The sequence below is a fragment of the Pseudenhygromyxa sp. WMMC2535 genome (assembly GCF_011083025.2).
In genome coordinates, this window is the sequence record NZ_JABJWV010000001.1 from 6,616,668 (window position 1) to 6,642,839 (window position 26,172).

The 26,172-nt window shown below is 71.9% G+C and carries 16 protein-coding genes; 9 read left to right on the forward strand and 7 right to left on the reverse strand.

Annotation, left to right across the window (positions count from 1 at the left end):
• Nucleotides 1-42 precede the first annotated feature (42 nt).
• The 3 genes from G6O69_RS25710 to G6O69_RS25720 all read left to right on the forward strand — a co-directional run bounded on the left by G6O69_RS25710 (nt 43) and on the right by G6O69_RS25720 (nt 9,752).
• A complete protein-coding gene (locus tag G6O69_RS25710) occupies nt 43-5,835 on the forward strand; it encodes an AAA family ATPase (RefSeq protein WP_172306145.1) in 5,793 nt (1,930 codons plus the stop codon).
• Between the two features lie 255 nt (nt 5,836-6,090).
• Nucleotides 6,091-8,622: an ATP-binding protein gene (locus G6O69_RS25715; protein ID WP_172306146.1), complete on the forward strand. Its 2,532-nt coding sequence runs from the start codon at nt 6,091-6,093 to the stop codon at nt 8,620-8,622.
• Between the two features lie 86 nt (nt 8,623-8,708).
• On the forward strand, nt 8,709-9,752 hold the full coding sequence (locus tag G6O69_RS25720) for a fatty acid desaturase (protein WP_172306147.1): 1,044 nt from the start codon (nt 8,709-8,711) through the stop codon (nt 9,750-9,752).
• Nucleotides 9,753-9,845: 93 nt separating this feature from the next.
• On the opposite strand, the gene xth is transcribed toward G6O69_RS25720, so the two are convergent.
• On the reverse strand, nt 9,846-10,628 hold the full coding sequence (gene xth / locus G6O69_RS25725; protein WP_172306148.1) for an exodeoxyribonuclease III: 783 nt from the start codon (nt 10,626-10,628) through the stop codon (nt 9,846-9,848).
• 116 nt (nt 10,629-10,744) lie between these two features.
• Here xth and G6O69_RS25730 point away from each other — a divergent pair, with 116 nt between their 5' ends.
• The 5 genes from G6O69_RS25730 to G6O69_RS25750 all read left to right on the forward strand — a co-directional run bounded on the left by G6O69_RS25730 (nt 10,745) and on the right by G6O69_RS25750 (nt 16,137).
• On the forward strand, nt 10,745-11,968 hold the full coding sequence (locus G6O69_RS25730) for an acetyl-CoA C-acyltransferase (RefSeq protein ID WP_172306149.1): 1,224 nt from the start codon (nt 10,745-10,747) through the stop codon (nt 11,966-11,968).
• Nucleotides 11,969-12,077: 109 nt separating this feature from the next.
• Nucleotides 12,078-12,680 (forward strand): hypothetical protein, encoded by a 603-nt coding sequence (locus tag G6O69_RS25735; RefSeq protein WP_172306150.1) that lies wholly within the window; start codon nt 12,078-12,080, stop codon nt 12,678-12,680.
• 28 nt (nt 12,681-12,708) lie between these two features.
• Nucleotides 12,709-13,737 (forward strand): homocysteine S-methyltransferase family protein, encoded by a 1,029-nt coding sequence (locus tag G6O69_RS25740; RefSeq protein ID WP_172306151.1) that lies wholly within the window; start codon nt 12,709-12,711, stop codon nt 13,735-13,737.
• 98 nt (nt 13,738-13,835) lie between these two features.
• Nucleotides 13,836-15,014, forward strand: a complete 1,179-nt coding sequence (locus tag G6O69_RS25745) for an ATP-binding protein (protein WP_172306152.1) — start codon at nt 13,836-13,838, stop codon at nt 15,012-15,014.
• Between the two features lie 133 nt (nt 15,015-15,147).
• Nucleotides 15,148-16,137, forward strand: coding sequence for a ketoacyl-ACP synthase III (locus G6O69_RS25750; protein ID WP_172306153.1), 990 nt, complete (start codon nt 15,148-15,150; stop codon nt 16,135-16,137).
• A gap of 16 nt (nt 16,138-16,153) precedes the next feature.
• On the opposite strand, the gene G6O69_RS25755 is transcribed toward G6O69_RS25750, so the two are convergent.
• From G6O69_RS25755 to G6O69_RS25765, 3 genes are all read right to left on the reverse strand, one after another.
• Nucleotides 16,154-17,269, reverse strand: coding sequence for a hypothetical protein (locus tag G6O69_RS25755; RefSeq protein WP_172306154.1), 1,116 nt, complete (start codon nt 17,267-17,269; stop codon nt 16,154-16,156).
• A 185-nt stretch (nt 17,270-17,454) separates the two neighbouring features.
• On the reverse strand, nt 17,455-18,438 hold the full coding sequence (locus tag G6O69_RS25760; protein ID WP_172306155.1) for a response regulator: 984 nt from the start codon (nt 18,436-18,438) through the stop codon (nt 17,455-17,457).
• Nucleotides 18,435-20,780: an ATP-binding protein gene (locus tag G6O69_RS25765; protein WP_172306156.1), complete on the reverse strand. Its 2,346-nt coding sequence runs from the start codon at nt 20,778-20,780 to the stop codon at nt 18,435-18,437. The genes G6O69_RS25760 and G6O69_RS25765 overlap by 4 nt, the downstream gene beginning before the upstream one ends.
• 191 nt (nt 20,781-20,971) lie before the next feature.
• Here G6O69_RS25765 and trxA point away from each other — a divergent pair, with 191 nt between their 5' ends.
• On the forward strand, nt 20,972-21,295 hold the full coding sequence (gene trxA, locus G6O69_RS25770; RefSeq protein WP_172306157.1) for a thioredoxin: 324 nt from the start codon (nt 20,972-20,974) through the stop codon (nt 21,293-21,295).
• 113 nt (nt 21,296-21,408) lie between these two features.
• On the opposite strand, the gene G6O69_RS25775 is transcribed toward trxA, so the two are convergent.
• The 3 genes from G6O69_RS25775 to G6O69_RS25785 form a co-directional block, all read right to left on the reverse strand.
• On the reverse strand, nt 21,409-22,416 hold the full coding sequence (locus G6O69_RS25775; RefSeq protein WP_172306158.1) for an endonuclease/exonuclease/phosphatase family protein: 1,008 nt from the start codon (nt 22,414-22,416) through the stop codon (nt 21,409-21,411).
• Nucleotides 22,417-22,543: 127 nt separating this feature from the next.
• Nucleotides 22,544-23,818 (reverse strand): hypothetical protein, encoded by a 1,275-nt coding sequence (locus G6O69_RS25780; protein WP_172306159.1) that lies wholly within the window; start codon nt 23,816-23,818, stop codon nt 22,544-22,546.
• A gap of 217 nt (nt 23,819-24,035) precedes the next feature.
• Nucleotides 24,036-26,006, reverse strand: coding sequence for a hypothetical protein (locus tag G6O69_RS25785; protein WP_172306160.1), 1,971 nt, complete (start codon nt 26,004-26,006; stop codon nt 24,036-24,038).
• Nucleotides 26,007-26,172 lie beyond the last annotated feature (166 nt).

Below are 26,172 nucleotides of genomic sequence, written 5' to 3' on the forward strand. Positions count from 1 at the left end.
GAGGGCGGCGACTCGCCGTCGTACAATGGCAGGGCATCGCCGATGAACGCTGGCCTTCGATCATCATCCGACTCGGCGAGCCTCCACGAGTCCATCACGCACGAGCGCCCGCCGAAGCTCCCTGGCTACGTCGTGCGCCGGCGCCTGGGCGGCGTCGGTCCGCTCGTCGACTTCGAACTCGAGCGCGAGGCCGACGGGCGGGTGTTCATCGCTCGCGTGTTCGCGGTCGAGGGGGCTCGGCTGGCGCGCGTGGAGTACGAGCTCGGCCTGCTGTGCGGCGTCGAGGCCAAGGGTCTGCTCCCGCTGCGCGAGCTCGTCCACGACGAGGCCCGGGTGATCGCGCGCTTCGACGCGCTGGCGAGCGTCCCCCTGGCGACCTGGCTCGAGGGCCTCGACTGCGCGGGTCAGGTGAAGACCGAGCTCGTCACCAAGGTCGCGCTCGATCTCGCCTGCGGCCTCGAGCGCGCCCACGCGCTCGGGCTGATCCACGGCGCGCTCTCGCCGGCGGCGGTGCGCGTCGATCCTCGGACCTCGCAGGCCTTCTTGTTCGACTTTGGGGTGGAGGCGAGCGGGGCCTGCTCTCAGGATCCCGCGAGCGCTCGGGCGAACCGGCTGGGGCTCGTGGCCGCGGGCGCGCGGCCGAGCGCGGCGCCCCGCCAGGCGCTCGCGCGCGCGCGCCTGGCCTATCGCGCCCCCGAACAGATCGGGCTGATCCGCCGCAGCGTCGACGCGCGCAGCGACCTCTATGCCCTCGGCGCGGTGCTCTACGAGCTGCTCAGCGGTCAGCCGCCCTTCGCGGCTCGGGACACCTGGGAGCTGATCTTCGCGCAGCGGGTCCGGCGGCCCGAGCCCCTCGCCAAGCTGCGCGGTGACGCGCCCGGCCTGCTCAGCGCGGTGGTCATGCGCCTGCTGGCCAAGGATCCCAAGCGGCGCTACCAGTCGGCCGCGGGCCTGCGCGCGGACCTCGAGGCCATCGCCGCGGGGGCGCCCGTGGACTTCGTGCTCGGGCGCAGGGACCTGCGCCGACGGGTGCAGGCCGTGCACCGGCTGATCGAGCGCGAGCGCGAGCTCGAGCGCATCGAGGCCGAGCTCGTCGACGCCCTCGACTGCAACGAGACCCGCATGGTGCTGCTCTCGGGGCCCGTGGGCATCGGCAAGACGGCGCTGATGCAGGCGCTCGAGCGCCCGCAGCTCGAGCGCCGCGGGCTGATCGCCGCGGGTCGCTTTCGGCCGCTCGATCACGAGCCCTACCACGCCTTCGTCGAGGCGGGGATCAACCTGGTCGACGCCGTGCTGACTGAAAACGAGGTCGCCCTGCGCGAGTGGGCGGCTCGCCTGCGCGTCAACCTGGGCACGCTCGCGCCGGTGATGACCGGGCTGCTGCCCCAGCTGCGGCTGATCTTCGACGAGCGCGAGCAGGGCGAGGCGGCCTGCGACGGGGCCGACGGGGCCGGCGGGGCCGACATGGCCGAGGGTGCCGGGAGGGGCGACGAGCGGTGCGCGGACGCAGCGCTCGACGAGGTGGTCGCGGTCGAGGCGGATCCAGACGCGGTCGAGAACCGCCTGCGGGTCGCCCTCGCTCGCTTCTTGTCGACCTTCGGCGAGCGCGGCCCGCTGGTCCTCGTCCTCGATGACCTCCAGTGGGCCGACGGCGACAGCGTCGAGCTGATCCGCTTCTTGCTCGACGTCGGCATCGGCGTGCCGATGCTGATCGTCGCGGGTCTGCGCCGTGACGAGGTCGGCGGGGAGGGTCCGCTGGCCGACGCGCTCGTGCAGTGGCGCGGCGAGGAGCGGGTCGTCGAGATCGCGCTCGATGGGCTGAGCGACGCGGGGCTGGCGGCGCTGATCGCCGAGCACATCGGCCAGCCCGCGGGGGCGCTCGGGGAGCTCGTCGAGCTCGTCGGCCGGCGCAGCGCCAACAACCCGCTGGCCGTCCGCGCGCTGCTCGAGCACCTCGTCGAGCGTGGGCTGCTCGACATCGCCGGGGGTCGCTGGGATCTACAGGCGATCGCCGCCGCGGAGCTCCCGGAGGGCGCCCTCGGGCTGATGACGGCCAGGCTGGCGGCGCTGCCGGAGGCCAGCCGGAGGCTGCTCTCGCTCGCGGCCTGCGTGGGCGCGGAGTTCGAGGTCGAGGCCCTCGAGGCGATCGGCGAGCGCCGCGGGGTCGAGCTCGCGGCCGCGCTCCACGAGCTGCGCCGCGAGGGCTTGCTGGCCGTCACGCCGCGGGGCTTTCGCTTCGCGCACCCGCGGCTTTGCGAGCTGTCCTTGGCCGAGCTCGCGCCGGCCCAGCGCCGCACGCTGCGGGTCAGCTTGGGGGTCTGGATGCTCGCTCGTGCGCGGCGCGGGCCAGGCGAGGGTGAGCGGGACGAGTCGGGGGAGCCAGGGGAGCCAGTGGGCAGCGATCCTGCGTGCTGTGGCGAGGCCTGGCTCGAGGACGTCGACCTCGGGGTCCTCGGCGATCGCCTCTTCGAACTCGTCGACGCCCTCGACGAGGGGGTCGACCTCGACGCGAGCTCTCCGCTGCACGCCCTCGGGCCGCGGGCCCTCGCGCGCCTCAACCTCGCCGCGGGCGAGCGAGCGATGGGCGTCGCGGCCTGGGAGTCGGCGCGGGTCTACCTCGAGGCGGGGTGTCGGCTGTTGAGCGAGGAGCCCCGCGACGAGCTGGCCTTCGCCGTCGAGTATGCCCGGGCCCAGGCGCTGGCTCTGACCGGCGCGCGCGACCAGGCCGAGGCGCGCTTCGAGGCGCTGCTCGAGTGGCCGCTGAGCCTGCCCGATCTCGGCCGGGTGACCGCCCGGAGGATCCGCATGCTGGCCTTGCAAGGCCGCACCGAGGAGGCCGTGGCTCTCAGCCTCCAGGCCCTGGCGCGCTGCGGGTGGCGGCTGAGCTCGCCGATCTCCAAGCTGCGCAGGGCCGCGTGGGTGATGCGAGGCTGGCGGTCCTGCGCGGGGGTGCGCCTGGAGACCCTCGCGGCCATGCCCGAGGCCGCGGATCCCCGGGCGGTGGCGGCGATGTACATCGTGATCGCCGCCAAGAACGCGGCCTTCGTCCGCGACATCGAGCTCTTCGAGGCGCTGTGCGGGCTGCACGGCTGGCTGGTGATGCGCTACGGCTTTCACCCGGCGGCGCCCGTGGCCTTCGCCCAGCTCGGGGTCGCGGGCGCCTTTGGCTACGGCGAGTTCGAGGCCGCGGGAGAGCTGTGCGACTACGCCCTCGAGCTGTGCGCGCGGGTCCCCCAGGTCGTGGTGCGGCCGCGGGCCGAGGCCGCCGCGGCGCTGCTGGTCTGGCCGACTTGCCGGCGGTGGTCCTTCAGCGCGTCGAGGATCCCCGCGCTCCTCCAGACCGCGCGGGAGGTCGGGGATCTCGAGGTCGCGACACAGGCCGCGGGCCTCGGCCTCGGCGTGATGTACATGGCCGGGACCAAGCTCGAGGAGCTCGTCAGCTACGGGCGCCGCTGGCACACCGAGCTCGAGCGCTGGGGGACGTGCGAGATGTCGGCCTCGCTGGCCCAGCAGCTCGCGCTCGCGGAGGCGCTGCGGGGCGCGGGCGGAGAGTCGCGGGCCCGCGTGCGCGCGCTCCTGTCCAAGTCGAGCTCGGCGCTCTCGGGCTACGGCGAGCTCGCGCACTGCGTGGCCGAGCTCATCCGCGCCGAGGGCCTGTGGCTGCTCGGCCGCCGCGAGGACGCCGTCGCGGTGATCGGTGATCGCCTGTCCGACTTCGAGCGGGCCCTGCACGGCAGCTGGCAGCTCCCGCGCTTCGTGACCCTGGCCGCGGTCTGCGTCGGCCAGCGGATGTCGTGGGAGGAGCACTCCGTCGACGGCGGCAAGCACCTGCGGCGCTTTGCGAAGCTGATGCGCCGCTGGGCCCGGGGCTGCGCCGAGAACTTCGCCGCCGGCGAGGCCCTGGTCGATGCCGAGCGCGCGCGGGCGCGCGGGCGTGTCGAGCGGGCCCTGGCCTGCTACGAGCGGGCGCAGAGCCTGGCGCGCGACAACGGGCTGTGGCTCGTGGAGATCATGGCGTGCGAGCGCCTTGCCGAGCTCGCCTTCGCGCACGAGCGCAGCGCGGCGGCCCGCGGGGCCCTCGATCTCGCGACCGAGGCCGCGCGGCGCTGGGGCGCGCAGGCGGTGGAGATCCGCCTGCTGCGCGAGCACGAGGAGGCGCTCGGGGTCGGGGCCGTCGCCGCGACCACGGCCGAGCGCAGCTCGAACCTGCTCCCGGTGGCCGAGACCATCGACATCGACCTCGTGCTCGCGACCTCTCAGCTCATCGCCGAGGAGCTGCGCATCGAGGAGATCATCACGCGCCTGCTCGACGCCGCCCTGTCCTCATCGGACGCCGACGAGGCCCAGCTGGTGCTCGATCGCGGCGGGGTCGTCTGCCTGATCGGGCTGGCGTCGACGGGCGAGCGGGCGCACCCCCTCGAGCCGCCGGTCCCCCTCGAGGCGGCCCGCGACCAGGTCGCGCTCAGCGTGGTCCACTACGTGCGGCGCACGGGGCTGACGCTGAGCGTCGAGGACGCGCGGATCGACCCGCGCTTCGCGGGTGACCCCTACGTCATCGCGGCCAAGCTGCGCTCGCTGCTCTGCCTGCCGCTGGGCAAACACGGCGAGGCCAGCGGGGTGCTCGTGCTCTCCCGCCGCGACAGCGCGCGAGGCTTCGCCAGCGAGAGCATGGCCGTGCTCCAGATGTTCCTGGCCCAGGCCGCCAACGCCCTCGACAACGCTCGGCTCTACGAGGCCCTCCAGCGCAGCGAGGCCCACTGGCGCTCCCTGGTCGACGGGGTCCCGGACATCATCTCGCTCCTCGACCGCGACGGGACCATCGAATTCGTCAACCATCTCGCTCCCTACGAGGTCCCGCCGGCGGCGCTGATCGGCGTGGACTCGCGCCAGGTGATGTCGCCCACCGAGGGCGCGAGCTGGTCCGAGGTGCTCGACGCGGTGGTCGATGGCGGGGAGATGCGCGAGCTCGAGGTCCAGCTCCATCCGGCGGTGGGCGGAACGCGCTACTACGGCGTGCGTGTGGCCCCGATCTTCGTGGCCGGGGAGGTCGGCAAGTTCATCACGATCTCCACGGACATCACGATCCGCAAGAAGATCGAGGCCGAGCGCGCCGCCCTCGACGCCCAGATGCGCCAGCAGCAGCGCCTGGAGTCGATTGCGACCCTCGCCCGCGGCGTGGCCCACGAGATCAACAACCCGATCCAGGGGATCATGAACTACGCCGAGCTCATCGCCGTGCAGCCCAAGGAGACGGAGATGGTGCTCGAGTTCGCCCAGGAGATCACCCTGGAGTCGAGCCGGGTTGCGACCATCGTCAGCAACCTGCTGGCCTTCTCGCGCCAGGAGCCGCCGGGCGGGGACCCGGAGCCCCAGGACATGGCGATGTTGATCGAGAGCACGCTCTCGCTGATCCGTGCGATCTTGCGCAAGGATCAGATCGACGTGACGGTCGAGGTCGAGCCGGGGCTCCCGCTGATCGCGTGTCGCGGGCAGCAGATCCAGCAGGTGATCATGAACCTGATCTCCAACGCCCGCGACGCGATCAACGGGGGGCAGCCGGCCCTGCGCAGCATCACCATCCGCGCGCACACGCTCGAGCAGGACGGCCAGCCCTGGCTCCGGGTCAGCGTCGAAGATCGCGGCAAGGGCATCGACGAGTCGGTGCGCGGGCGCATTTTCGATCCCTTCTTCACGACGAAGGGGCGGGACCAGGGGACGGGGCTGGGTCTCGCCGTTTCGCACGGGATCGCCCTGGAGCACGGTGGTGAGCTGGGCTTCGAGACCCGCGTGGGTGAGGGGACCTGCTTCCACCTCGACCTACCGCTGCGCGACTGATGTAGCGACTGATGTCGCTACTGATGCCGAGACCCCGCATCGCGCGCCTGGGTCCTCGAGCGATATGACTCGTGAGTCCACATGAGGGGAGGGCGCTCGCGCGCATGACTCGGGCCGCGCGGAGCCACCCCGCGGGGCGGACGCAGGCCCACTCTCGAAACCGTCATCTCGTCGCAGGGGCTCCAGCCTTGGCGTCTGGCATGCGATTCTTGCCAGCGTCAGGCGTTGCGCCAGGCTCTTCGAGGTCCCGTGTCCATGGACTCCCCCTTGGTCGAGCACGACCCCCCGGTGTGTCTGCGCTTCCCCGAGCAGCTGCGGGGAGGCGAGGGTCTGTCCGCCTTGGTGTCGACCGCGGCGGTCTCGAATGCGTCGCCGGGCGAGGCGGCCCAGGCCCTGGCGCTCGCGCGGCGCTACGCGGACTGCCTGAGCTACCCGAGCGAGGAGGAGCCGCCGCGCGGGGAGCAGCCGCGCTTTTTGTCGCGCGACGAGCTCGCGCCGGGGACCAGCGAGGCGCTGCGCTACGCCGCCGACGTGATCGAGATCGGCGGCCGGCTCTTCCTCGGCCAGCGCGGGGCCGAGACCTGGGCGATCGTCGAGCGCATCGCCGAGGACTACGAGCGGGTGCTCGGTGAGCTGTGGCTCGCGCCTCGCTACGCGCTCTACTCGGGGCTGCTCGCCATCGCGCGCGCCGGCGAGGAGGGCTGCCCTCGCAGCGAGCGGAGGCGGCTCAAGACCCTGGCCCGCGTGCGCATGGCGAGCTTGAGCCGCTGGGCGCAGGGCTGCCGCGCGCGCTACCAGCCGATGGTGGATCTGCTCGCCGGAGAGCTCGCGGTCGCCCGCGGCGAGGCCCTCGAGGCGCTGCGTTGCTTCGAGTCGGCGCGCAGCCTGGCGGCCGCGCAGGGCATCCACGACCTCGACGGCCTGGCCAGCGAGAGCCTGGCCCGGCTCGCCGCCAACGAGGGCCTCGAGCGCGTGGCCGTCTCGGCCCTCGAGGACGCGCGGGCGAGCTTCGTTCGTTGGGGCGCGGGCTCGGTGGTCAGCGCCCTCGAGCGCCGCCACGGCGACCTGGTCCAGTGGCGGACGCCGCTCGCCCGGGTCGCGGAGGTGGCTGCGAGCAAGGGCCTGCGCGCGGTGTCCACGGCGATCCGCGAGCTCGGCGAGGCCCTGCGCCTCGAGGACGTCGTGCTCAAGGTGCTCAGCGCCGCGCTCGAGCACGTCGGCGGCGAGCGGGCCATGCTCTTGCTCGAGCGCGAGGGCGGGGCGGTGCTGGTCGCGGAGCAGGACCGGGGCGCGCCGGGAGGGGGGAGCCTGGTCAGCCCGCCGCTGCCGGTGGAGGCGGCCGGTGGCCGGCTGCCGCGCGCGGCCGTCGAGCTCGCGCGCGGCAGCGGCGAACTCGTCCTGGTCGATGACCTGCGCGCCGACGGGCGCTTCTTTGGCGATCGCTACGCGTCCTCGGGGACCCGCGCCATGCTGTGCGCGCCGATCCTCAAGCACGAGCAGCGCATCGGCGTGCTGGTCCTCGAGCACCGCGCGCGCCCGGGGGCCTTTGGCGAGGGTCACCGCGGGGTCTTGCGTCTGCTCCTGGCCCAGGCCGCCGGCGCCCTCGAGAGCGCCCGGCTCTACGCCGCGCTCGAGGCCAGTGAGGATCGCTGGCGCTCGCTCGTCGACGGCCTGCCCGACGTGGTCGCGGTGCTCAACGAGCGCGGCCGGGTCGAGTTCGTCAACCACCCCGCGCGCCTCGGTGTGGTCACCAGCGCCCAGGAGCTGCTCGGGCGCCGGCTCAGCGAGGTCATGGACGATCCCTCGCGCTCCGCCTGGCGCAGCACCCTGGGCGAGGCCCTGGCCGCCGGCGAGGCCCGCGAGGTCGAGCTGTGCCTGCGCGACGGGGATCAGACCCCGTGCTGGTTCATGTTCCGCGTCAGCCCGATCCACGTCGGCGCCGCCGAGGACCCCTTCAGCAGCGGCGCGCCCACGGCCAAGGCCCTGGTCATCGCCACGGAGATCAGCGCGCGCAAGGGCCTCGAGGTCCAGCTGCGCCAGCAGCAGCGCCTCGAGTCCATCGGCACCCTGGCCAGCGGCGTGGCCCACGAGATCAACAACCCTGTCCAGGGGATCATGAACTACGCCGAGCTGATCGCCGAGCGCCCCGACGACGTCGACACGGTGCTCGAGTTCGCCGGGGAGATCGGCCACGAGTCCGAGCGCGTGGCGATCATCGTCCGCAACCTCATGGCCTTCGCGCGCTCCGAGGTCGAGGACGAGATGCCGGTCGAGGACATCGAGGTCGGCGGGGTGATCGAGGCGACCTTCTCGCTGATCCGCGCCGTGCTCCGCCGCGATCGCATCGAGCTGCGCCTGGAGATCGCCCAGGACCTGCCCAGGCTGCGCTGCAAGGTCCAGCAGGTCCAGCAGGTCCTGATGAACCTCGTGACCAACGCCCGCGACGCGATCGTCGACCTGCCCGCCGACGCCCCCGACGCGGTCCGGGAGATCCTCGTGCGCGCCGAGAGCTTCGAGGATGACGAGCGCCCGTGGATCCGCGTCAGCGTGGTCGACCACGGCCCGGGCATCGCCGAGGAGATCCGCGGGCGGATCTTCGATCCCTTCTTCACCACCAAAGGTCGGGATCGCGGCACGGGCCTGGGCCTGTCCGTGAGCCACGGCATCGCCGCGGATCACGGCGGATCACTGTGGGTCGAGAGCAGCCCGGGGCAGGGCGCGCGCTTTCACCTAGACCTGCCGATCGACGGCCCGCAGCTGGGCGACGTCGACACCGCCGAGATGTGAGCGGAGCTCACTGCCGGGCTGGCTCACGTCCGACGCTCGGGGGGCGCGTGGAGCCTGGGGGATCCGGCTGATAGCTTTGGACCGCCATGGCAGATCCAGGACCTCCGACGATCCCCGCTCAGCCCGCCCCCTGGGACGCGCTGGCGCTGCGGCTGATCAACGATCCCCGCGACCTGACCTTCGTGCACCTGATGGCGGCGTGTGCGACCACGGCGCTGCTCGGCCTGTCGCTCTACCCGATCTCCAAGCTGTGGCTCACCGGCCCGTGGTTTTGGGCGGCGGGCGTGGTCTACCTGGCGATCTGGGGGCTGTGGACGGTGGATCGCTTCATCCTCATGCTCCACTGCACCTCGCATCGGATCTTGTTTCGGCGCGAGGTCGGCTGGCTCAACCAGGTGATCCCCTGGGTCCTGGGTCCCTTCTTTGGTGAGACCCCGCAGACCTACTTTTGCCACCACATGGGGATGCACCACCCGGAGAACAACCTCCACGACGATCTGAGCTCGACCATGCCCTACCAGCGCGACCGGCTCTCGCACTGGCTGCGCTACTACCTGCGCTTCATGACCCTGGTGCTGATCGAGCTGCCGCTCTACTTCTTGCGCCGCGGCCAGCGCAAGATGGCCGCGCGGACCTTGCTGGGCGAGGGCAGCTACTGGCTGGTGGTCGGGCTGCTCGCCTACGTGGACTGGCGGGCGACGCTGGTCGTGTTCGTGATCCCCGTGCTCATGGTCCGCACGCTGATGATGGCCGGCAACTGGGCCCAGCACGCCTTCGTCGACGCTAGCGACCCCAATTGCGCCTACCGCAATTCCATCACCTGCATCGACTCGCGCTACAACCGGCGCTGCTTCAACGACGGCTATCACATCCACCACCACGTCAAGGCGCGCTGCCACTGGAGCGAGTACCCGGGGGAGTTCGCGGCCAACCAGGCGCTCTACGGTGAGAAGGACGCGATCATCTTCCGCGGCCTCGACTTCTTCATCGTCTGGGCGCTGCTGATGACCGGGCGCTACCGGACCCTGGCCAAGGCCATGGTCGAGCTCCCCGGCGCGCCCGAGCGGACCATCGACGAGCGGATCGCGTTCATGCGCTCGCGCCTGCGCCCGATCCCGCGGGCGTCCTGATCCCACGCCGAGGACCCCGCTCGCCGGGCGGGGCCGAGCGAGCAGGGGGCTGGACCCGGCGCCTGTCGGGCCGTTGCCGGCCGTGTGCGCTCCTCAGGTGAAGCGCGCGACCACGGGGACGTGGTCCGAGGGCTCGTCCCAGGCGCGCGGTTCCCAGTCGTGCACGACCTCGGCGCAGCGCTCGTAGACCGGCGCCGTCGCGTAGACATAGTCGATGCGCAGGCCCTGCTTCTTCTCCCAGGAGCCGCCGCGGTAGTCGAACCAGGTGAAGCGCCCGGGGGCGTCGTCGAACTTGCGGAAGCAGTCGCGCAGGCCGAAGCCTTCGAGGGCGTCGAGGGCGGCGTGCTCCTCGGCGGTGAAGTGGGTGCCGCCGGCCATGGACTCGACCGACCACACGTCGCGCTCGTCCCGGGCGATGTTGAAGTCGCCGCACAGGACCACGGCGTCACTGGGCTCGAAGCGCGCGTCGAGCTCGCCGCGGAGCCGGGCCAGCCACTCGAGCTTGTAGGTGAAGTGCTGCGAGTCGAGGGCGGTGCCGTTGGGCACGTAGAGGTTGTAGATGCGCACGCCCTGGTAGGTGCAGGCGAGGATCCGCCGGTGCTTGTCGGCGGGGCCCTCGGCGAAGCCGGCCTGCACGTCTTCGGGCTCGGCGCCGCGGATCAGCGTGGCGACGCCGGCGTAGCCTTTGGTGCCGTTGAGGGCGACGCGGTAGCCCAGCTCCATGAAGGGGACGCGGGGAAAGAGGGCGTCCTCGACCTTGGTCTCCTGCAGGCAGACGACCTCGGGCTCGTGGTCGTCGAGGTAGGCGAGCACGTTGTCGAGGCGCGCGCGGATCGAGTTGACGTTCCAGGTCAGCAGTCGAAATCCCGTCGACATGTGGGCGAGGGTAGCGGAGCTGGGCTGTGAGTTTAGGGCCGCTGCCCAAAAGACCGTGAGGGTCCGCAACAACGAGCGCCCGCGTGCCCTCGGGCCATCGTGGTACGCAAGGGTTCATGCTCGAAAGCTTGGACGCAGCACGTACGCCGGTGATCGTCGACGCCCTGCGCACGCCCATGGGCAAGTTTCGCGGGGTGCTCGCGCCGATGCGCCCGGACGATCTCGCCGCGCGGGTGATCGGTGCGCTGCGCGAGCGCTATCCGGCGGCCATCGAGGATCTCGAGGACGTCTACTTTGGCGCCGCCAACCAGGCCGGCGAGGACAACCGCAACGTCGCGCGCATGGGGGCGCTGCTCGCTGGTGTGCCCGTCGAGGTCCCCGGGGTCACGGTCAACCGCCTGTGCGGCTCGGGCATGGAGGCGGTGATCCAGGCAGCCAAGGCCGTGATGGTCGGCGAGGGCCAGGTCTACATCGCCGGCGGCGTGGAGAGCATGACCCGCGCCCCCTACGTGATGCCCAAGGGCGACGTGGCCTTCCACAACAAGCCCGAGATCTACGACACGGCCCTGGGCTGGCGGATGATCAACCCGCGCATGGACGCGCTCTACCCGATCGAGTCGCTGGGCGCGACCGCCGAGAACGTGGCCGAGCGCCACGAGATCAGCCGCGAAGATCAGGACGCCTGGGCCCTGCGCAGCCACCAGCTCGCGGCCATCGCCCAGGACGAGGGCTGGTTCGACGACGAGACCGTCGCCGTGACCGTGCCCCAGGGCCGCAAGAAGGATCCGCTGCGCGTGACCCTCGACGAGTCGGTGCGCCGCGACACCTCGGCCGAGAAGCTCGCCAAGCTCAGGCCCGTGTTCCGCGAGGGCGGGACCGTGACCGCGGGCAACGCCTCGCCGCTCAACGACGGCGCCGCGGCCCTGCTGATCACTTCGGCGGCGCGGGCCGAGGCCCTCGGCCTGCGGCCGATCGCCCGGATCGCAACTTGGGGCCACGCCGGCGTCCACCCGGGGGTCATGGGCATCGGGCCGATCCCCGCGAGCCGCAAGGCGCTCCAGCGCGCCAAGCTGCGCGTCGGGGATCTCGACTCGGTCGAGCTCAACGAGGCCTTCGCCAGCCAGACCCTGGCCAGCATCCGCGGCCTCGGCCTCGACGAGGACAAGGTCAACCCTTCGGGAGGCGCGATCGCCTTGGGTCATCCGCTCGGCTGCTCGGGCGCGCGGATCGTGACCACGCTGGCCCACAACCTGCGCCGGACCGGCGGCAAGTGGGGCCTGGCGAGCATGTGCATCGGTGTCGGCCAGGGCATCGCCTGTGTGCTCGAGAGCACAGGCTGATTTCGGCTGGATCACCGTCGGATAAAAACGCCGCAGGATGCCGTGTGCAGGCATCTGCGCGGCGTTTGCCATATTGACCTGAGCATCCGGGCGAATCTATTTTCCCCGGATGCATCGCTTCTTTGCCCTGACCTCCAGCCTGACCTTCGCCCTCCTGCTCACGACCGCCTGCGGCGGCGACGACGGCTCGGAGGAGAGCACCGACTCCAACGCCGAGTCGGCGGAGGAGGCCGGCGAGACCGCGGACGAGACCGACACTGGTGGGGACACCGGTGGCGAGGACGTCTGTGGCAGCGAGTGGGCCGAGAAGGACGGGACCACCACGTCGATCATGGACGACTGGGGCCTGCCCTGCCTGTCCGACGACGAGTGCGTGACCGCTCTCGGTGATGGAGCCACCTGCGTGCTCAACATCCTCGGCGTCTACGAGCTGCCTGGCGGCTACTGCAGCAAGCTCGGCTGCGAGCTGCCCGACAACCAGACCACCGTGCTGCTCGACGCCCCGGACTGCGACGCCAACGGCGGGGTGGCCTGCGTGGGCGTGGCCGGGACCTACACGGTCTGCGCCGAGCCCTGCTCGACCAGCAGCGAGTGCGGGCGCGAGGGCTACGGCTGCCGGATCATGCCGCTGATCGGCCAAGAGGACGATCAGACCTTCTGCCTGATGGACCCCGTGGACTGCTGCCTCGAGGACGACATCTGCGGCGGCTGAACGCCCACCTGCGAGCGCCTGGGCTGCGATGAGCGAGGACACCGAGCTCGACGCGGACCCGGGCGTCGCCCGAGATGGTTCCCATGGCGCCGTCTTGCTCGACGGCGCGATGGGGACCGAGCTGAGCCGGCGGGGCTTCTCCCTCGAGGCCCCGCTGTTCTCGGCCCGCGCGCTGCTCGATGACCCCGAGCTGATCGCGAGGGTCCACTTCGACTACCTGCTCGCCGGCGCCCAGGTGCTCTCGACGGCCAGCTTCGGCCTGCACGCGCGGACCTTGGCGATCGCGGGCATGGGCGAGCGCCAGCGCGAGCTGGCCGCGCGCAGCGTCGAGTTGCTCGAGGCCGTGCGCGCCCACGGCCGGGCGCAGGACCCGAGCCTGGCCAAATTCCGCGTCGCGGGGGCGATCTCGCCGCTGCCCGGGCCGCGCCTGCCGGAGGAGCAGCGCGAGCTCGAGCTCGCCGAGTATCGGGCCCTGGCTGAGGCCCTGATCGCCGCCGGGGCGGATCTGATCTTGCTCGAGACCTTCACCGATCTCGTGGCGGCGAGCCGAGCCCTCGAGGCCCTCGAGGACCTCGGCGAGGTCCCCGTGTGGCTGGCGGTGGTCGCTGGGGCGCCGCCTCCAGCCGGCTCGCGCCGCCCCGACGGCAGCCGCCTGCTCGCGGGTGAGGGCTTCGACGCGCTCATGGAGCTCGCCGGCCGGGGGAGGGGACGCCGACCGGAGGCGCTGTTGGTCAACTGCACGCAGATCGACGCGATCCCTGCGGCCCTCGAGGCCCTCGTTGGCGCGGCGAGTCGCGCATCCTGGCCGGGGGCGCTGGGCTTTTATCCGCACCTGGGCATGCGCCGCGTCGACGGCCAGTGGGTCGAGCGGATCGTCGACGACGAGGTCTTCGCCGAGCAGATGCAGGCCTGGCAGCGGCGCTGGCCGCAATTGGAGCTGCTGGGGGCCTGCTGCGGCTCGACGCCGGACTACCTCGCGGCCATGCATCGCCGCTTCCAGCCCGACGCGCAGACCCGCGAGCGGGCCTGGACACGCCTGGCCGAGCTGGTGCCCTAGGAACCCGTGGTGGAACCCAGCGTGGCTCCTCCATGGGCTCGTGGGTCTAGCGAGGGAAAAGCCCCCATGACCGCGCTCGGAGGTCGTATCTTCGGGTCATGAAGGCCGAACCGGCAGGAGCCGTGGCAACCGCCGAGGCGATCGGGCGCGAGGCGGACACCGAGCGCCTGTGGGCCGCGCTGAGCGAGGGGGGCGTCATCCTCGAGGGGCGGTGGGGGATGGGGAAGACCACGCTGATCCGCCTGGCGCTGGCGGCGACGCCTGCGGGGTGGTTCGGGCGTCGCGTGGCCCTGGCCGAGCTGCCCACGCCCCTGGCCGCGGCCGCGGCGATCATCGACGCGCTGTGGCAGGACCACCCTGGCCCCGGCCCGGCCCTCGAGGCCCTGGTCACGCCGCTGCTCGGCGCGGGCGGAGAGGTGACCGCCGACGAGCTCGGCCTCGGCGACGGCGAGCACGAGGACGGCTGGGAGGCGGTGCTGCGCGACTGCGTGGACGCGGTCATGCAGGCGGAGCTGGGCGAGGCGGCCCCGGCGGTGGTCCTCGCCCTCGACGACTTCGATCGCTTCTGCGCCCAGATGATGGCCAAGGGCTTCGGCCCCTCGCTGGGCGTGCTGGTCACGACCATCGCCGAGCTGCTCGACAGCCACGCCGAGCTGCGCCTGCTGATCAGCTGCGGGGCGAGCTGCGATCGCCTGTTCGAGCGGGTCTACCCGCGCCTGCCCAGCGCGGCCTTCGACAGCTTCGCGCGGGTCCGCGTCGAGTCCCTCAGCCCCGAGTCGGGGGCTCGCCTGGCCACGGCGCTGCTGCTCGGCGAGAGCATCGCGGCGCGGGATCGGGCGGCCACGGCCCGGCGGATCGCCGCCAGCCTCGACGGCGTCCCGCGCTGGATCCACTGCGCCATGGCCGAGCTGGCGCGGCGTCACGAACCCGTGACCGAGGCCGACCTCGAGCAGCTCTTCACGGCCGCAGCGGCGAGCGTCACGGCCGAGCCGTGGGCGCTGGGCCGCGAGCTCGCGCCGGTGCTCGAGGACTACTGGGAGCCGCAGCGCGGCCTGGCCCTGGCGATCCTCGACGCGCTGTGTGGCGCCGAGGACGGCGCCTTCGAATTCCGCGAGCTGCGGCGGCGCCTGGCCGTGCAGATGACCATCGACGACGACGCGATCCAGCGGGTCGTGGAGGTCTTGCTCCGCGATCAGATCATCGAGAACATCGGCGGCAGGCTGCGCTTTTACGGCGATCTGCTGCGTCGCGGCTGGATGCAGCTGCGCGGCCTGTGAGCGCAGCGCAGGGTTGATCGCAGCGCGAGGGCTCGCTGAGTAGCGCAGATCGCGGCATTGACCGTGCTCGCTGTCACGCGATCGCGGCTCGACGTGAAGCTTCGCTGGCCTACAGTGAGTCAGGGCATTGGCGATGACGCTTCATCTGCACGGTATCGGCCACTATCACCCCGACAACGAGATCAGCAACGCCTTCTTGGAGTCCCTCGACATCGGGACGGACGAGGCGTGGATCCTCGAGCGGGTCGGGATCCGCAGCCGCAGGACGGCGCTGCCCCTCGACTACATCCGCGAGACTCGCAACGCGGATCCGGCCGCGGCGATCGAGGCCGCCGAGCTGTCGATCGCCGAGATGGGCGCCCGCGCGGCTCGCATGGCCCTGGCGCGGGCGGGGATCGGGGTCGAGGATCTCGGCATGGTCGTCTCGGGCTGCTGCGCCCCGGACACGGTCTCGCCGGCGCAGGCCTGCAACATCGCAGGCCTGCTCGGCGCGGAGGTCCCGGCCTTCGACGTGTCCTCGGCGTGCACCAGCTTCTACACCGGCGTCGACGTGCTCTCGCGCATGCGCCCCGACGCGCTCCCGAGCTTCGTGCTCCTGGTCTGCGCCGAGGGCATGACCCGCTGCATCGACTACAACGACCGCTCGACGGCGGTGCTGTGGGGCGACGGGGCCGTGGCCGTGGTGCTCTCGGCGAGCGAGCCTGGGCGGGCGCGGATCGTCGGGACCTCGCTGGCCTCGAGCCCGGCGGGGGCGGGGACCGTGGTCATCCCGCGCCTCGGCTACTTTCGCCAGGACGGCAGGGCCGTGCAGATGTTTGGCATCCGCATGAGCTCGGAGATGATCCTGGGCCTGCGCGACGAATTCGAGGAGGACGGGCGGACGCTGCACTTCGTCGGCCACCAGGCCAACTTGCGCATGCTCGAGGCCATCGCCCGGCGCTGCGGGATCGCGCCCGAGCGCCACCACTACAACGTCGATCGCTTCGGCAACACCGCCGGCGCGAGCTCGGGCACGGTGATCTCCGAGCGTTGGCAGGACTGGCGGGCCGGCGACGACGTCGCGGTGGCGGGCGTCGGCGCGGGCCTGACCTGGAGCCGCTACCTGCTGCGCTTCGACGGCTGAGCCAGGGCGGTCGGGCTCAGCCCACGGGCACGAACTCGTCGCAGGTGCTGTTGATCAGATCCACGGCCTGCTCGAAGAAGGGCGAGTAGTCGGCGTCGCAGACCGAGCCGCGGATGTGGTTGGGGAACATGTCGATGAAGGTGCGGATCTGCTCGGGATCTTGGGACTCGGCGGGGCACAGGGGGGTGTCCGCGTCCATGTCGTTGATCAGCCCGAGCACGACCACGCCGGAGCCGTCGCCGATCTTCTGAGCGACGATGTTCTGGTACCAGCCCGCCGGCGTGCCCGGGGAGTCGCTGTCTTCCTCGTCGGTGATGATCGTGACCACCAAGACCGCGTCGTCGCGCAAGAAGCCCGAGTTGCAGCCGCCGGCGCCGTTGAGCGTGGGCCCGATCGCCTGGGTCAGCGCGGACATCGGCATCTCGCTGCTGTCGCCGTCGGTGCCCACGGAGGCGATGCAGGTGAACTTCTGGGGCAGGAGGTCGAAGGGCTCCGCGGGCGTGATGTAGCGCTGGCCGCCAGTCAGCTCGCAGTACTGATTGCTGGCGTCGTCGCCGAGCGGAAAGTTGACCCCGGCGCCGAGGGTCTCGTCGCAGACCGTGGGCGCGCCGTCGCAGCCGTCGATGCCGTCGAAGGTGCAAAGCGGGAAGGGGAAGGCGCACTCGACGGTGCAGTCGTTCCAGTACTCGTCGGTGTCGACGACCATGATGTGGTAGCTGTCGACCTCGGCGATCGCCTCTTGGATCTTGCTGATGAACCCAGGGAAGCTGTTGATCAGGTTCTGCTGGTTGTCACCCATGGACCCCGAGTTGTCGATCACGAACAGGAAGTCGATCGCCTGGCAGCCCTCGGAGCTGCCGCCGTCGTCGGCCGAGCCCATGCCATCGCCGCCGAGGGTGTCGAGCTTGATCCCGCCGCCGCCAGAGGTGTCGTCGTCCTCGTCGTTCGAGCCGCCGTTGTCTCCGTCGGTGTCGTCGCCCGAGTCGAGCGAGCTGGCCTCGTCGCCGCCGAGGGTCAGGCCGCCGTCGTCACCGTAGATCGACGTGGACTCGCGTCCGCCTTCATCGCTGCAGGCCGCCGCGGCGAGGAGTAGACACAGGCAAGAGGCGAAGGGGACACGGGCGTTGGTCATGACGAGCAAACTCCTAAGGCGAACTTCGCAAGCATCGGAGGGACGACGGCCCGACGTCAAGTTTTGACGTGGCCGTCCTCGACGCACAGCGCAGGGCTCGCGGCTCACTCGCGGCCCACTCGCGGCCCACTCGCGGCCCACTCGCGGCCCACTCGCGTGCTCGCGTGGATGCCGACCCTGTCGCCTCAGACCCCCAGGAGCTCGCGGATCGTGCCCGCGACCATGGCGGTGGGCAGACACATGCGCGCCCCGGCGTCCCGCGCCATCGTGCGAATGTCGTCGCTCGGATCGTCGTGGACCGCGATGATCTGCGGCTTGTTGTCCGAGCCCGCGAGCTTGCTGATCACCGCGCTGCTCTCGAGGTCCGGGATCGTCAGCGAGAGGATGACGTGCTGGGGTGGCGCGGTCTGGGCGACCAGGGTCGCGTCGGCGCCGGTCTGGGCCGTGAGCACCTCGACGGGCGGCCGCGCGTGGCTGAGCTCGTCGCGGATCTTGGTGCGAAAGTCGGCGTTTTGCGTGACCACGAGGACCTTGGTGGCACCGTGGGCCTTGTTGCCAGCCTGCTCGAGCTCCTCGTCCTTGAGCTTGAAGGCCTCGATGACCCGACCGCGGACCTCGATCACGTCGAGGGGCTTCTTGAGGCATGCGGCTGCGCCGGCGCCGAGGATTCGCTCCATGTTGGCCTCGGTGTAGTAGCCGGTGATCGCGATGACCTCGGAGTTGGCCGTGGCCGCGTCCTTCTTGAGCCGGGTGCAGACCTCGAAGCCGTCGACGCCGGGCATCATCAGGTCGAGGAAGATCAGCTGCGGGCGGAAGGTGGCGACCAGGCGGCCGGCGTCGAAGGCGTCCTTGGCGACCTCGACCTCGAACTTGTGGTTGAGCTCCTTGACCACGTCGCGGACGAGCTCGAGGACCACGGGCTCATCGTCGACCACGAGGATGCGCCCGACCTCGCTGCCCGTGGGCACGTTGAAGGGGATGCCGCGCTCTTGGCAGACCTTCTCGAGATCCTCGCGGCGGACCCGGCGGTGGCCGCCGACGGTCTTGAAGGCCGGGATCAGCCCGTCCTCGATCCAGCGGATGACGGTGGTCGGGGTGACGCAGCAGATCTTGGCGACGTCGTGGGTCGAGTAGGTGTCCTTGACAGGTGGAGTGCGTCCGCGGCTCATGAGTCCTGGTCCGTTTGCGGTCGGGGCGTCGGGGCGCCGTCTTTGGGGAGGATCACCCGGAAGGTAGTGCCCCGCCCGGGCTGCGACTCGAGCAGGATATCACCGCCGTGATCGCGGACGATGCCGTAGGAGATCGACAGGCCGAGGCCCGTGCCCTTGCCGATCTCCTTGGTCGAGAAGAAGGGGTCGAAGATGCTGTCGCGGATCTCCTCGGGGATGCCCATGCCCTCGTCGCTGACGGCGAAGCTGACCGCGCCGGGGCGCTGCGGCGGCTCGCCGAGGGCGATGCGCACGGTCCCGCCGCGGGGCATCGCGTCGACCGCGTTGCTCAGCAAATTCAGCAGGACCTGCTCGATCTGGTCGGCGTCGGCCATCACCCGCAGGGGCTCGGGCAGGACCTCGGGCTCGCGCAAGATGCGGATGTTGTGCATCTTCCACTGGTATTCGCCGATGCGGACGACGCGATCGACGAGCTGGGCGAGGTCGACCTCCGTGCGCACGCCGCCTTGCTGAGAGCGCGAGAAGAGCAGCACGCCCTCGACGATCTTGCGGCAGCGCTCGCCGCTTTGGGCGATGCGCTCGACCTTGCCGCGGATGTCGGGCTCGAGGTGGCGCTCGAGCAGCAGCTTGGAGTAGCCGACGACGCCCGACAGCGGGTTGTTGATCTCGTGGGCGATGCCCGCGGCGAGCAGGCCGACGGCGGCCATCTTCTGGCTCTGGAGCACCTGCTTCTCGAGCGCCCGGCGGATGCGGAGGTCGAGGCCGACGAGCACGGCGCCCTTGATCTCCGAGCCCTCGCGCAAGACCCGGCCTTCGAGGTGAAAGGGGATGTCGCGTCCCTCGGTGTCGAGGAGCACGATCTCCCGGGCCATGACCCCGTCGCTGAGCAGCGCGGCCCACATCTCGCGCCAGTGGTGAATGTCCTTGGCGCGGGCGACCTCGAGGCCAAAGAGCCGGCCCTTGGCGCCCTCGCTGGGCACGCCCACGAGGCGCTCGCTGGCGCGGTTCCAGGTCACCACCCGGCCCTCGGCGTCGAGGGAGTTGAGCAGCACGGCGGTCTGATCGAGGACGCGGGACTGGTAGGCGGCCAGGGCTCGGGTCTCGAGCATGAGCAGGCCGTTGGCGAGGCCCATGGCCAGCTGCGGCGCGAGCTGGGTGACCAGACCGAGCTCCTCGCCGGCCCAGGGGTCGCGGCGGTCGAAGCTGCACACGAGGTGGCCGACCACGCCCCCGGTCGCGCGCAGGGTCACGCGGATGACCTCGGCGGTGGGGCGTCGCTCCCCGAGCAGGGCGGAGAGCTCGGCCCTGTCTTCCTCGCCCTCCTCGCCGCCGACGGGCTGGATGCCGACGTCGCGCGACCAGGCCGCGGGCGGGCACAGCTCGGCGCTCAGCGGGACGAAGCGCGGCGGGCTGTCGGGCGCGGTCTCCCAGCGCTCCCAGTTGCCCGAGAAGCGCGTGAGCACGATGACTCGCAGGGCGCCGAGGCCGGTGGCCAGGGCCTGGCAGGCCGCGCTGATTGCCTCGCGCGGCTCCGTGGACGAGACCAGCGCGCGATCGACTTGGCCGGTGAGCTGGTGCTCGAAGGCGCGGCGACGGCTCTCGCGGAGATCTCGGCACAGGACCACCGCGGGCGCGCCCTCGCCGTTGCCCGCGGCCAGCGAGAGCTCCACGGGCACGGGCTCGCCGTCGAGGCGCTCGAGGTCGAGCTCGCCGATCCAGCTGCCGTCGCGGGCCAGGGCGAGGCCGCGCCCGAGCTGATCGAGGTAGGCCGGCTTGGCGAGCTCGAGCAGGCCGCGGCCGACGATCGCGTCGCCGAGCAGATCCTGGGCCGCCGGGTTGGCGTGGACGATGCGGCCCTCGCCGTCGACGAGCAGCACGCCTTGATCGAGGCCGTCGAGGGCCCGGGTCACGGCGCGGCCGAGCTCGGTCTCGGCGTCGGCGACCTGGGAGCGCTCGCAGGTCAGCAGGACCTCGTCGGCGTCGAGCTTGGCCGCGCGCACGCGGCAGCGGATCGCCGGGCCGAGCTTGGGGGTGAGGTCGAGGTCGCGGGTGAAGGCGTGGCCGACGGCGCGCTTGCGGAGCCCGAGAAACTCGCGGCCAAAAGCCTCGCGCTCGTTGGGTCGACGGATCCAGGTGAGCAGCGGCTCGCTCTCGATCTGCGGTCGGTCGGCGCGCAGCAACTCGGCCATGGCGCGGTTGGAGGCGAGCACGATCCCCGAGGCATCGAGGACCGCGGCGGGGATCAGCAGGCCGCGCAGGATCTGGGCATGCGGTCGCTCGCCGGCCGTTGCAGGTCGGAGCTCCCCAGTGAACTTGAACGAGCTTGTCCGCTTGACGTCCACGGCGCGGCCTCGAAACTAGCAGGTAAAGTGGGCTGCGCCGAAGCCCGGTCTCGCCCGTCGAGGGCGCCCCGCGGCAGACCCCCCGGGTGGATGGGGCGCATCTGGCGCTGTCGCCGCGGGCGACTTGCGATGGATCCCCGGGCGGCTCATAGTCGCACTTCTGTCGGGAACCCGCCCGACCTGGGAGCCGCATGTCCAACCTAGACCACACGACCGACGCCAATTTCGACGCCGAAGTTCTGCAAGCCTCCACCCCCGTCCTCGTCGACTTCTGGGCGACCTGGTGCGCGCCCTGCAAGGCGATGGAGCCTCACCTGCAGAAGATCCAGGACGATCTCGGCAGCCAGCTCAAGATCGTCAAGATGAACGTCGAGGAGAACCAGGCCACGTCGACGCGCTACAAGGTGATGAAGCTGCCGACGATCCTGATCTTCAAGGGTGGCGAGGTCGTGGACAAGCTGGCCGGCAACCCCGGCCCCCGCAAGCTCCGGGAATTCTGCGAGCGCCAGATCTGAGGCGCTCCGAGCCCGTCTCGAGCCAAGAAAAAGGGCCCGGCGCAGCGACGCCAGGCCCTTTTTGCGTGCGCGCGGGGCGAGCCGGCGGGGGCTCGGCGAAGCCCCCTCGAAGACTACAGGGTCTCGTAGCGCAGGCGGACGGCCACGGGCAGGTGGTCCGAGAGATCCTCCTCGTCCTCGGTCACGAACTCCGGGGGGATCCACCACTGCTGGGCCTCGAGGAGCAGGCTCTCGCTGCCGCGGTAGAGCACCTGGTCGATGCGCGCGTCGCCGCAGTCGAGGACCTCGCAGGCGTCGGCCAGGCCCGCGCCCGACTTGATGGTGTCGAGGGCGAACACGTCCTCGGGGTCGGTGGTCCTGAGGTTGAAGTCGCCGGCGACGATCACCGGGCGACCTTCGGAGCGGATCGCGATCGCCGAGACCAGGTCCATGGCGGCCTGGTCGCGGATCACCAGGTCCTCCTCGCAGCTGCCGGCCTCCATGTGCAGGTTGTAGACGTCGACGACGACGCCCGCCTCGAAGGTGGTCCGGGCGAAGGACCAGCCCTTGGTCGCCAGGCAGTCGCTCGCGCAGTCGAGGGTGCCGTTGCAGTCGTACCAGGCCTCGCGCTCGTGGAGCTCGAAGGGGAAGATGGAGAAGCGGTTGAGGCCGTCGCCCATGTCGACGAGGCTGGGCTCCTCGGACCAGGGCTGGCTCTGGTAGGGGTGCTCGGCGTCCGCGGACAGCTCCTCGTGGTACCAAAAGTCCTCCTGCACGAGGACGAGGTCGTAGGCGTTGAGCAGAGGGGAGATCTGCGGGGTGTTGGCCTCCGGGTGGGAGGACGAGACGCCCTCGGGCAGGCCGGCGACGTTGTAGGTGAGGAAGGAGAACTCGCCCTCCAGGCCGGGCGTGGCGGTGGTCTCGGTCTCGCTGTCCGTCTCGGTGCCAGCGTCGGTCTCGCCCGATCCTGACTCGTCCTCGGCGCTGGTCTCGGTCTCGGTCTCGGTCCCGATCTCGTCGCCCGCGGCGCTCCCGGAGTCGGAGCCGGTCTCGGCGCTCGTCTCACTCTCCGCGCTGGATCCACAGGCCGCCAGCGCCAGGGCGAGGACGGGCGTCACCACACGTTGCCAGGTCGAGTACATGGCGCCAGCTTAGCTGGCGCGAGCGCGGGAAAACGAAAAATCCGAGCTCTCTGCTGGGAGAGGGCTCGGATTTTGGGCGCGCTGGCGGGTTCGCGCCAGCCAGCGCACGGGCTCGACGAGCCGGGGCTCAGAAGTCGAAGCCGACCGAGGCGCCGTTGCTCTCGCCGATCATCGGGCCGACGCGCAGGTTGCCGAGGGCGCGCAGCTCCTTCTCGCGGCCGATGAAGGCCTTCGCGGCCGTGCGGTCCTGGTAGATGATGATCGCCAGGACGCCGGCGAGGAGCACGGTGGAGCCGAGCATGACGTCGCCGATGATCGCCCGGCGGCGGACCTTGGAGCCGGCCTCGCTGACGGCTCCGGCGAGGTCCGCGTAGCAGGTGTCGCCCTCGCAGGCGGCGTTGGGGTCGCTGGAGGACAGGCCCGAGGCCGCGAGGGTGTCCTTGGCGTCCTTCCACTGGCCGCGGGCGCCCGCGGCCATGCCGTACATGATGCCCATGGTCACGGCCGAGCCCAGGGTGAGGGTGAGGGCGACCCAGGAGCGCGGCTGCCAGTAGCCGAACACCGGCCCGCGGGAGCACTTGGGACGAAGGTCGCGCTCCTTGGTGACGGTGCCGTCGGGGTTTTGGATCTCCTTGTCCTCGCGGTCGCCCTCGCGGCAGAACTCGTCGAAGTCCGTGCGCAGGTCGACGACCTGGGCGCCGACGTCGAGGCCCTGCTTGAAGGAGGACACGGCCCCGGCCTCGGCCTCGGCGATGCGCCGCTTCTCGGCCTCGATCTCCTCGGGGGTCTTCTCGGGCTCGTCGAGGGCGGCGATGTGGGCCTGCTCGGCCTCGGTGATCGGGGCCGGGGGCGCCTGGTAGTGGGCCAGGCGGGTGGCGGCGGCCGGGGCGAGGACCTCGGGGAGGATGTAGTCACCCTCGGTGACGGCCAAGGTCAGCTCGACGGCGACCGCGTTGGCAGCGATGTCGAAGATGACGATCTTGCCGGTGCCGGCCGCGGGGACCTCGGCGAAGGCGAAGAAGTCGTAGGCGACCTTGGAGTTCTTGTTGAGGTAGGCGCCGATCTTGCCGAGGCAGTCGGCGTTGGTGGTCTTGCACTTGTTCTTGTCGGCGGCCTCGGTCAGCGAGCGCTTGATGAGGTTGGCGACGTAGCCCTGATACTCGAGGCTGCCCTGGACCTTGGCGCGCCACCCGTCGACGTCGCCGTCACCCTCGAACTTGAGCACCGCGACGTTGCCACCCACGGTGGCGGCTTCGGCCGGGGCGGCCTCGTCGGCGGAGGCGTCCTCTTCGGCCGGCGCGCTGGCGAAGACCGGCAGCGGGGCGAGCACGAGGCTCGCGGTGAGGGTGGCGCCGAGGCTTCGGTGAGCGAGGGTGGTGAGCAGGGAGGTGTGACGCGTCATCTCGAGGGGACCTCGTTCGCCGCCGCGGTGAGTGCTTGGACCGGGCGGTTGCTTGGATCGGCCCCCAGATGTGGCGGGGGGCCCTTCCGTGGGGCGGGATGATAGCCAGCTGTGCTCGCCCGAGGCAACCGCTGGCTTTGGTCGCCCGCCGGGGCTGCTAGGAGCCCGTGGTGAAAAACCCAGCGCCAGGAGCCGCGCTGGGTTCCACCACCGGCTCCTAGCGGACGGCTGTGAGCAGGGCGAGGATGGCCGAGAGGCCGAGCAGGGCGGCCGCGAGGGGATCGCCTGCGGCCTGCCATGCAAGGAGCGCGAGCGCTGCGAGGAGCGCTCCTGCGGCGGCGCGGCGCCTACGGGGCCAGCCGTGGGGGAGTGTCGCCGCGAGGAGGAGGGCCGCCGCACCATGCAGCAACGCGAGATCGCCCCCGGGCTTACGCAGGGCGAGGAGCGCAGCGATGGTCAGCCCCAAGATCGCGCTGGCCAGGGCGCCGAGGGGCTTCGGGGCGCCCTGATCCCCGTGCTGGGGCTCACGGAAGGCGGCCGGCGTGAACGCGCCGAGGAGCTGCGCGGCCGCGGCGATCGTCGCCGGGAGCAAGGCCGCGACGCCGAGGCCGGCGGCGACGGCCTGCGCCTGCGCCCAGCGCAGACCCAGGGTCGAGACGAGCTGCTCTCGAATCTGGGCGAGCGCGGCCAGGGCGTCGCCGTGGCCGGCGAGGGGCGAGGCCGCGAGCAGGGCGATCCCAGCGGCGAGGGCGAGGCTCCAGGGCAGGGCGTGCAGCCACGCCGCGCGATCTCCCGCCCGCGCGTGCGGCCACAGCGTCAAGGCGATCGCCAGCAAGGTCGGGCCGGTGTGCTCGCCGTGGGCGAGGGCTGGGCTCGGCGAGAGGGCGAGCAGCGCGAAGCTCGACAGGCAGGCGGCGGCGAGCAGCGGGGGGATGAGCAGCCAGAGCCAGGGACCCCGCGCGGGCGCAGATGAAGCAGATGCCGAAGTCGCGGGAGAGGACGCCGCGAGCGGGGAGGGGCACGCGAGGGGAGCGGCGAGGGCGAGGGCGAGGGCGAGGGCGACGAGGGCGATCATCCACAGGCCGGACTCGAGGGCGAGGCGCCGACGATCGTCGCGCGCCTCTCCCCGCGGCCAGCCGAGCAGGCGCGCGAGCCTGAAGCGATCGCCGCCGCGGGCCTCGCTGTAGCCGGGCCAGCGCGGAGACAGACCCAGCCCGGTGGAGCCGTCGACCACGTACTTGCGCGGGCAGGGCGAGGCGAGGGCGCGCTCGCTCGCGCGGGGCTCGCTCGCGCGGGGATCGAAGACCTGGCCAGGGCAGACGAAGCGCACCGAGGCGCCCGCGCCGGTGGTGCCCGAGCGGAGCTCGACGCCGCGGGCGAGGGGGTAGGCGTCGCGCTCGTCCGCGGCGACCTGGGCCGCGATGACCTCGACCTCGGCGCGCCCAAAGGCCTCGCGGGCGCGGGCGGGACCCTGGGCGTAGCTGCGCTCGGCGATGGCGTGGAGCTCGGCCTCGAGGTGCGCGGCCCAGCCCTCGGGGTCGTAGCCCTGGCCGTCGCGGGGATCGACGTAGTCGTCGATGACGATGTCGTGGGGGCCGTAGCCGTCGAGGATTACCGCCACGCTCTGGCGCGGGTGCACGCCGATGATCGGCCCCGAGCGGGCGAAGGCGCGGGCGCCGGGCCACTGCGCCTCGAGCCGGGCGCCGAGCAGGGCCGCGGCGATGGCCAAGGCGGTGGCGGCCGCGGCCAAGGTGAGGCCGCGCCAGCGCGGCGAGGGGGGGGCTGTCGAGGGGGGAGCTGTCGAGGGGGGAGCTGTCGCGGGCGAGCGCCGATGCCCGAGCCATGCCGTAGCGACCGCCGTAGCGATCGCTGCGGCGAGGACGAGCGCGCTGAGCCAGGCCGAGGGGGCGGCGATCAGCGTGCGCCCCAGGCTGCGCGCGAGCAGGGCGAGGAGTAGCGCGCTGGCGAGGGCGCGCGCCCAGGCGAGGGCGCGCGCTGGCGGGACCTCGCCGACGCGCGGCGCCTGGGGCTGGGGCGTGGCCGGCGTGGGCCGGGTGACGAGCAGCGCGATGATCAGGATGATGAACAGGGCGAGGAGCAGCCCCCCGGCCACGCGCCCGCCGGGCAGGCCGAAGCCGCCGGCCCAGGCCAGCCCAACGGCCAAGCTCGCGCGCTGCGAGGGGGACATCGGCGAGAGCATAGCGGCAGCGCGGGGCGGCGAAGAGATCTCGGCGTGGACGGGCGAGGGCGGCGGGCTGTGGCGCAGGCGCGAGCGTGACGCGGCGCATCGTCACGAACGTGCCACTTCGTCACGAATCGAGGCGCGAATGCGTGGTCTCGGGGGGTGGCCCGGT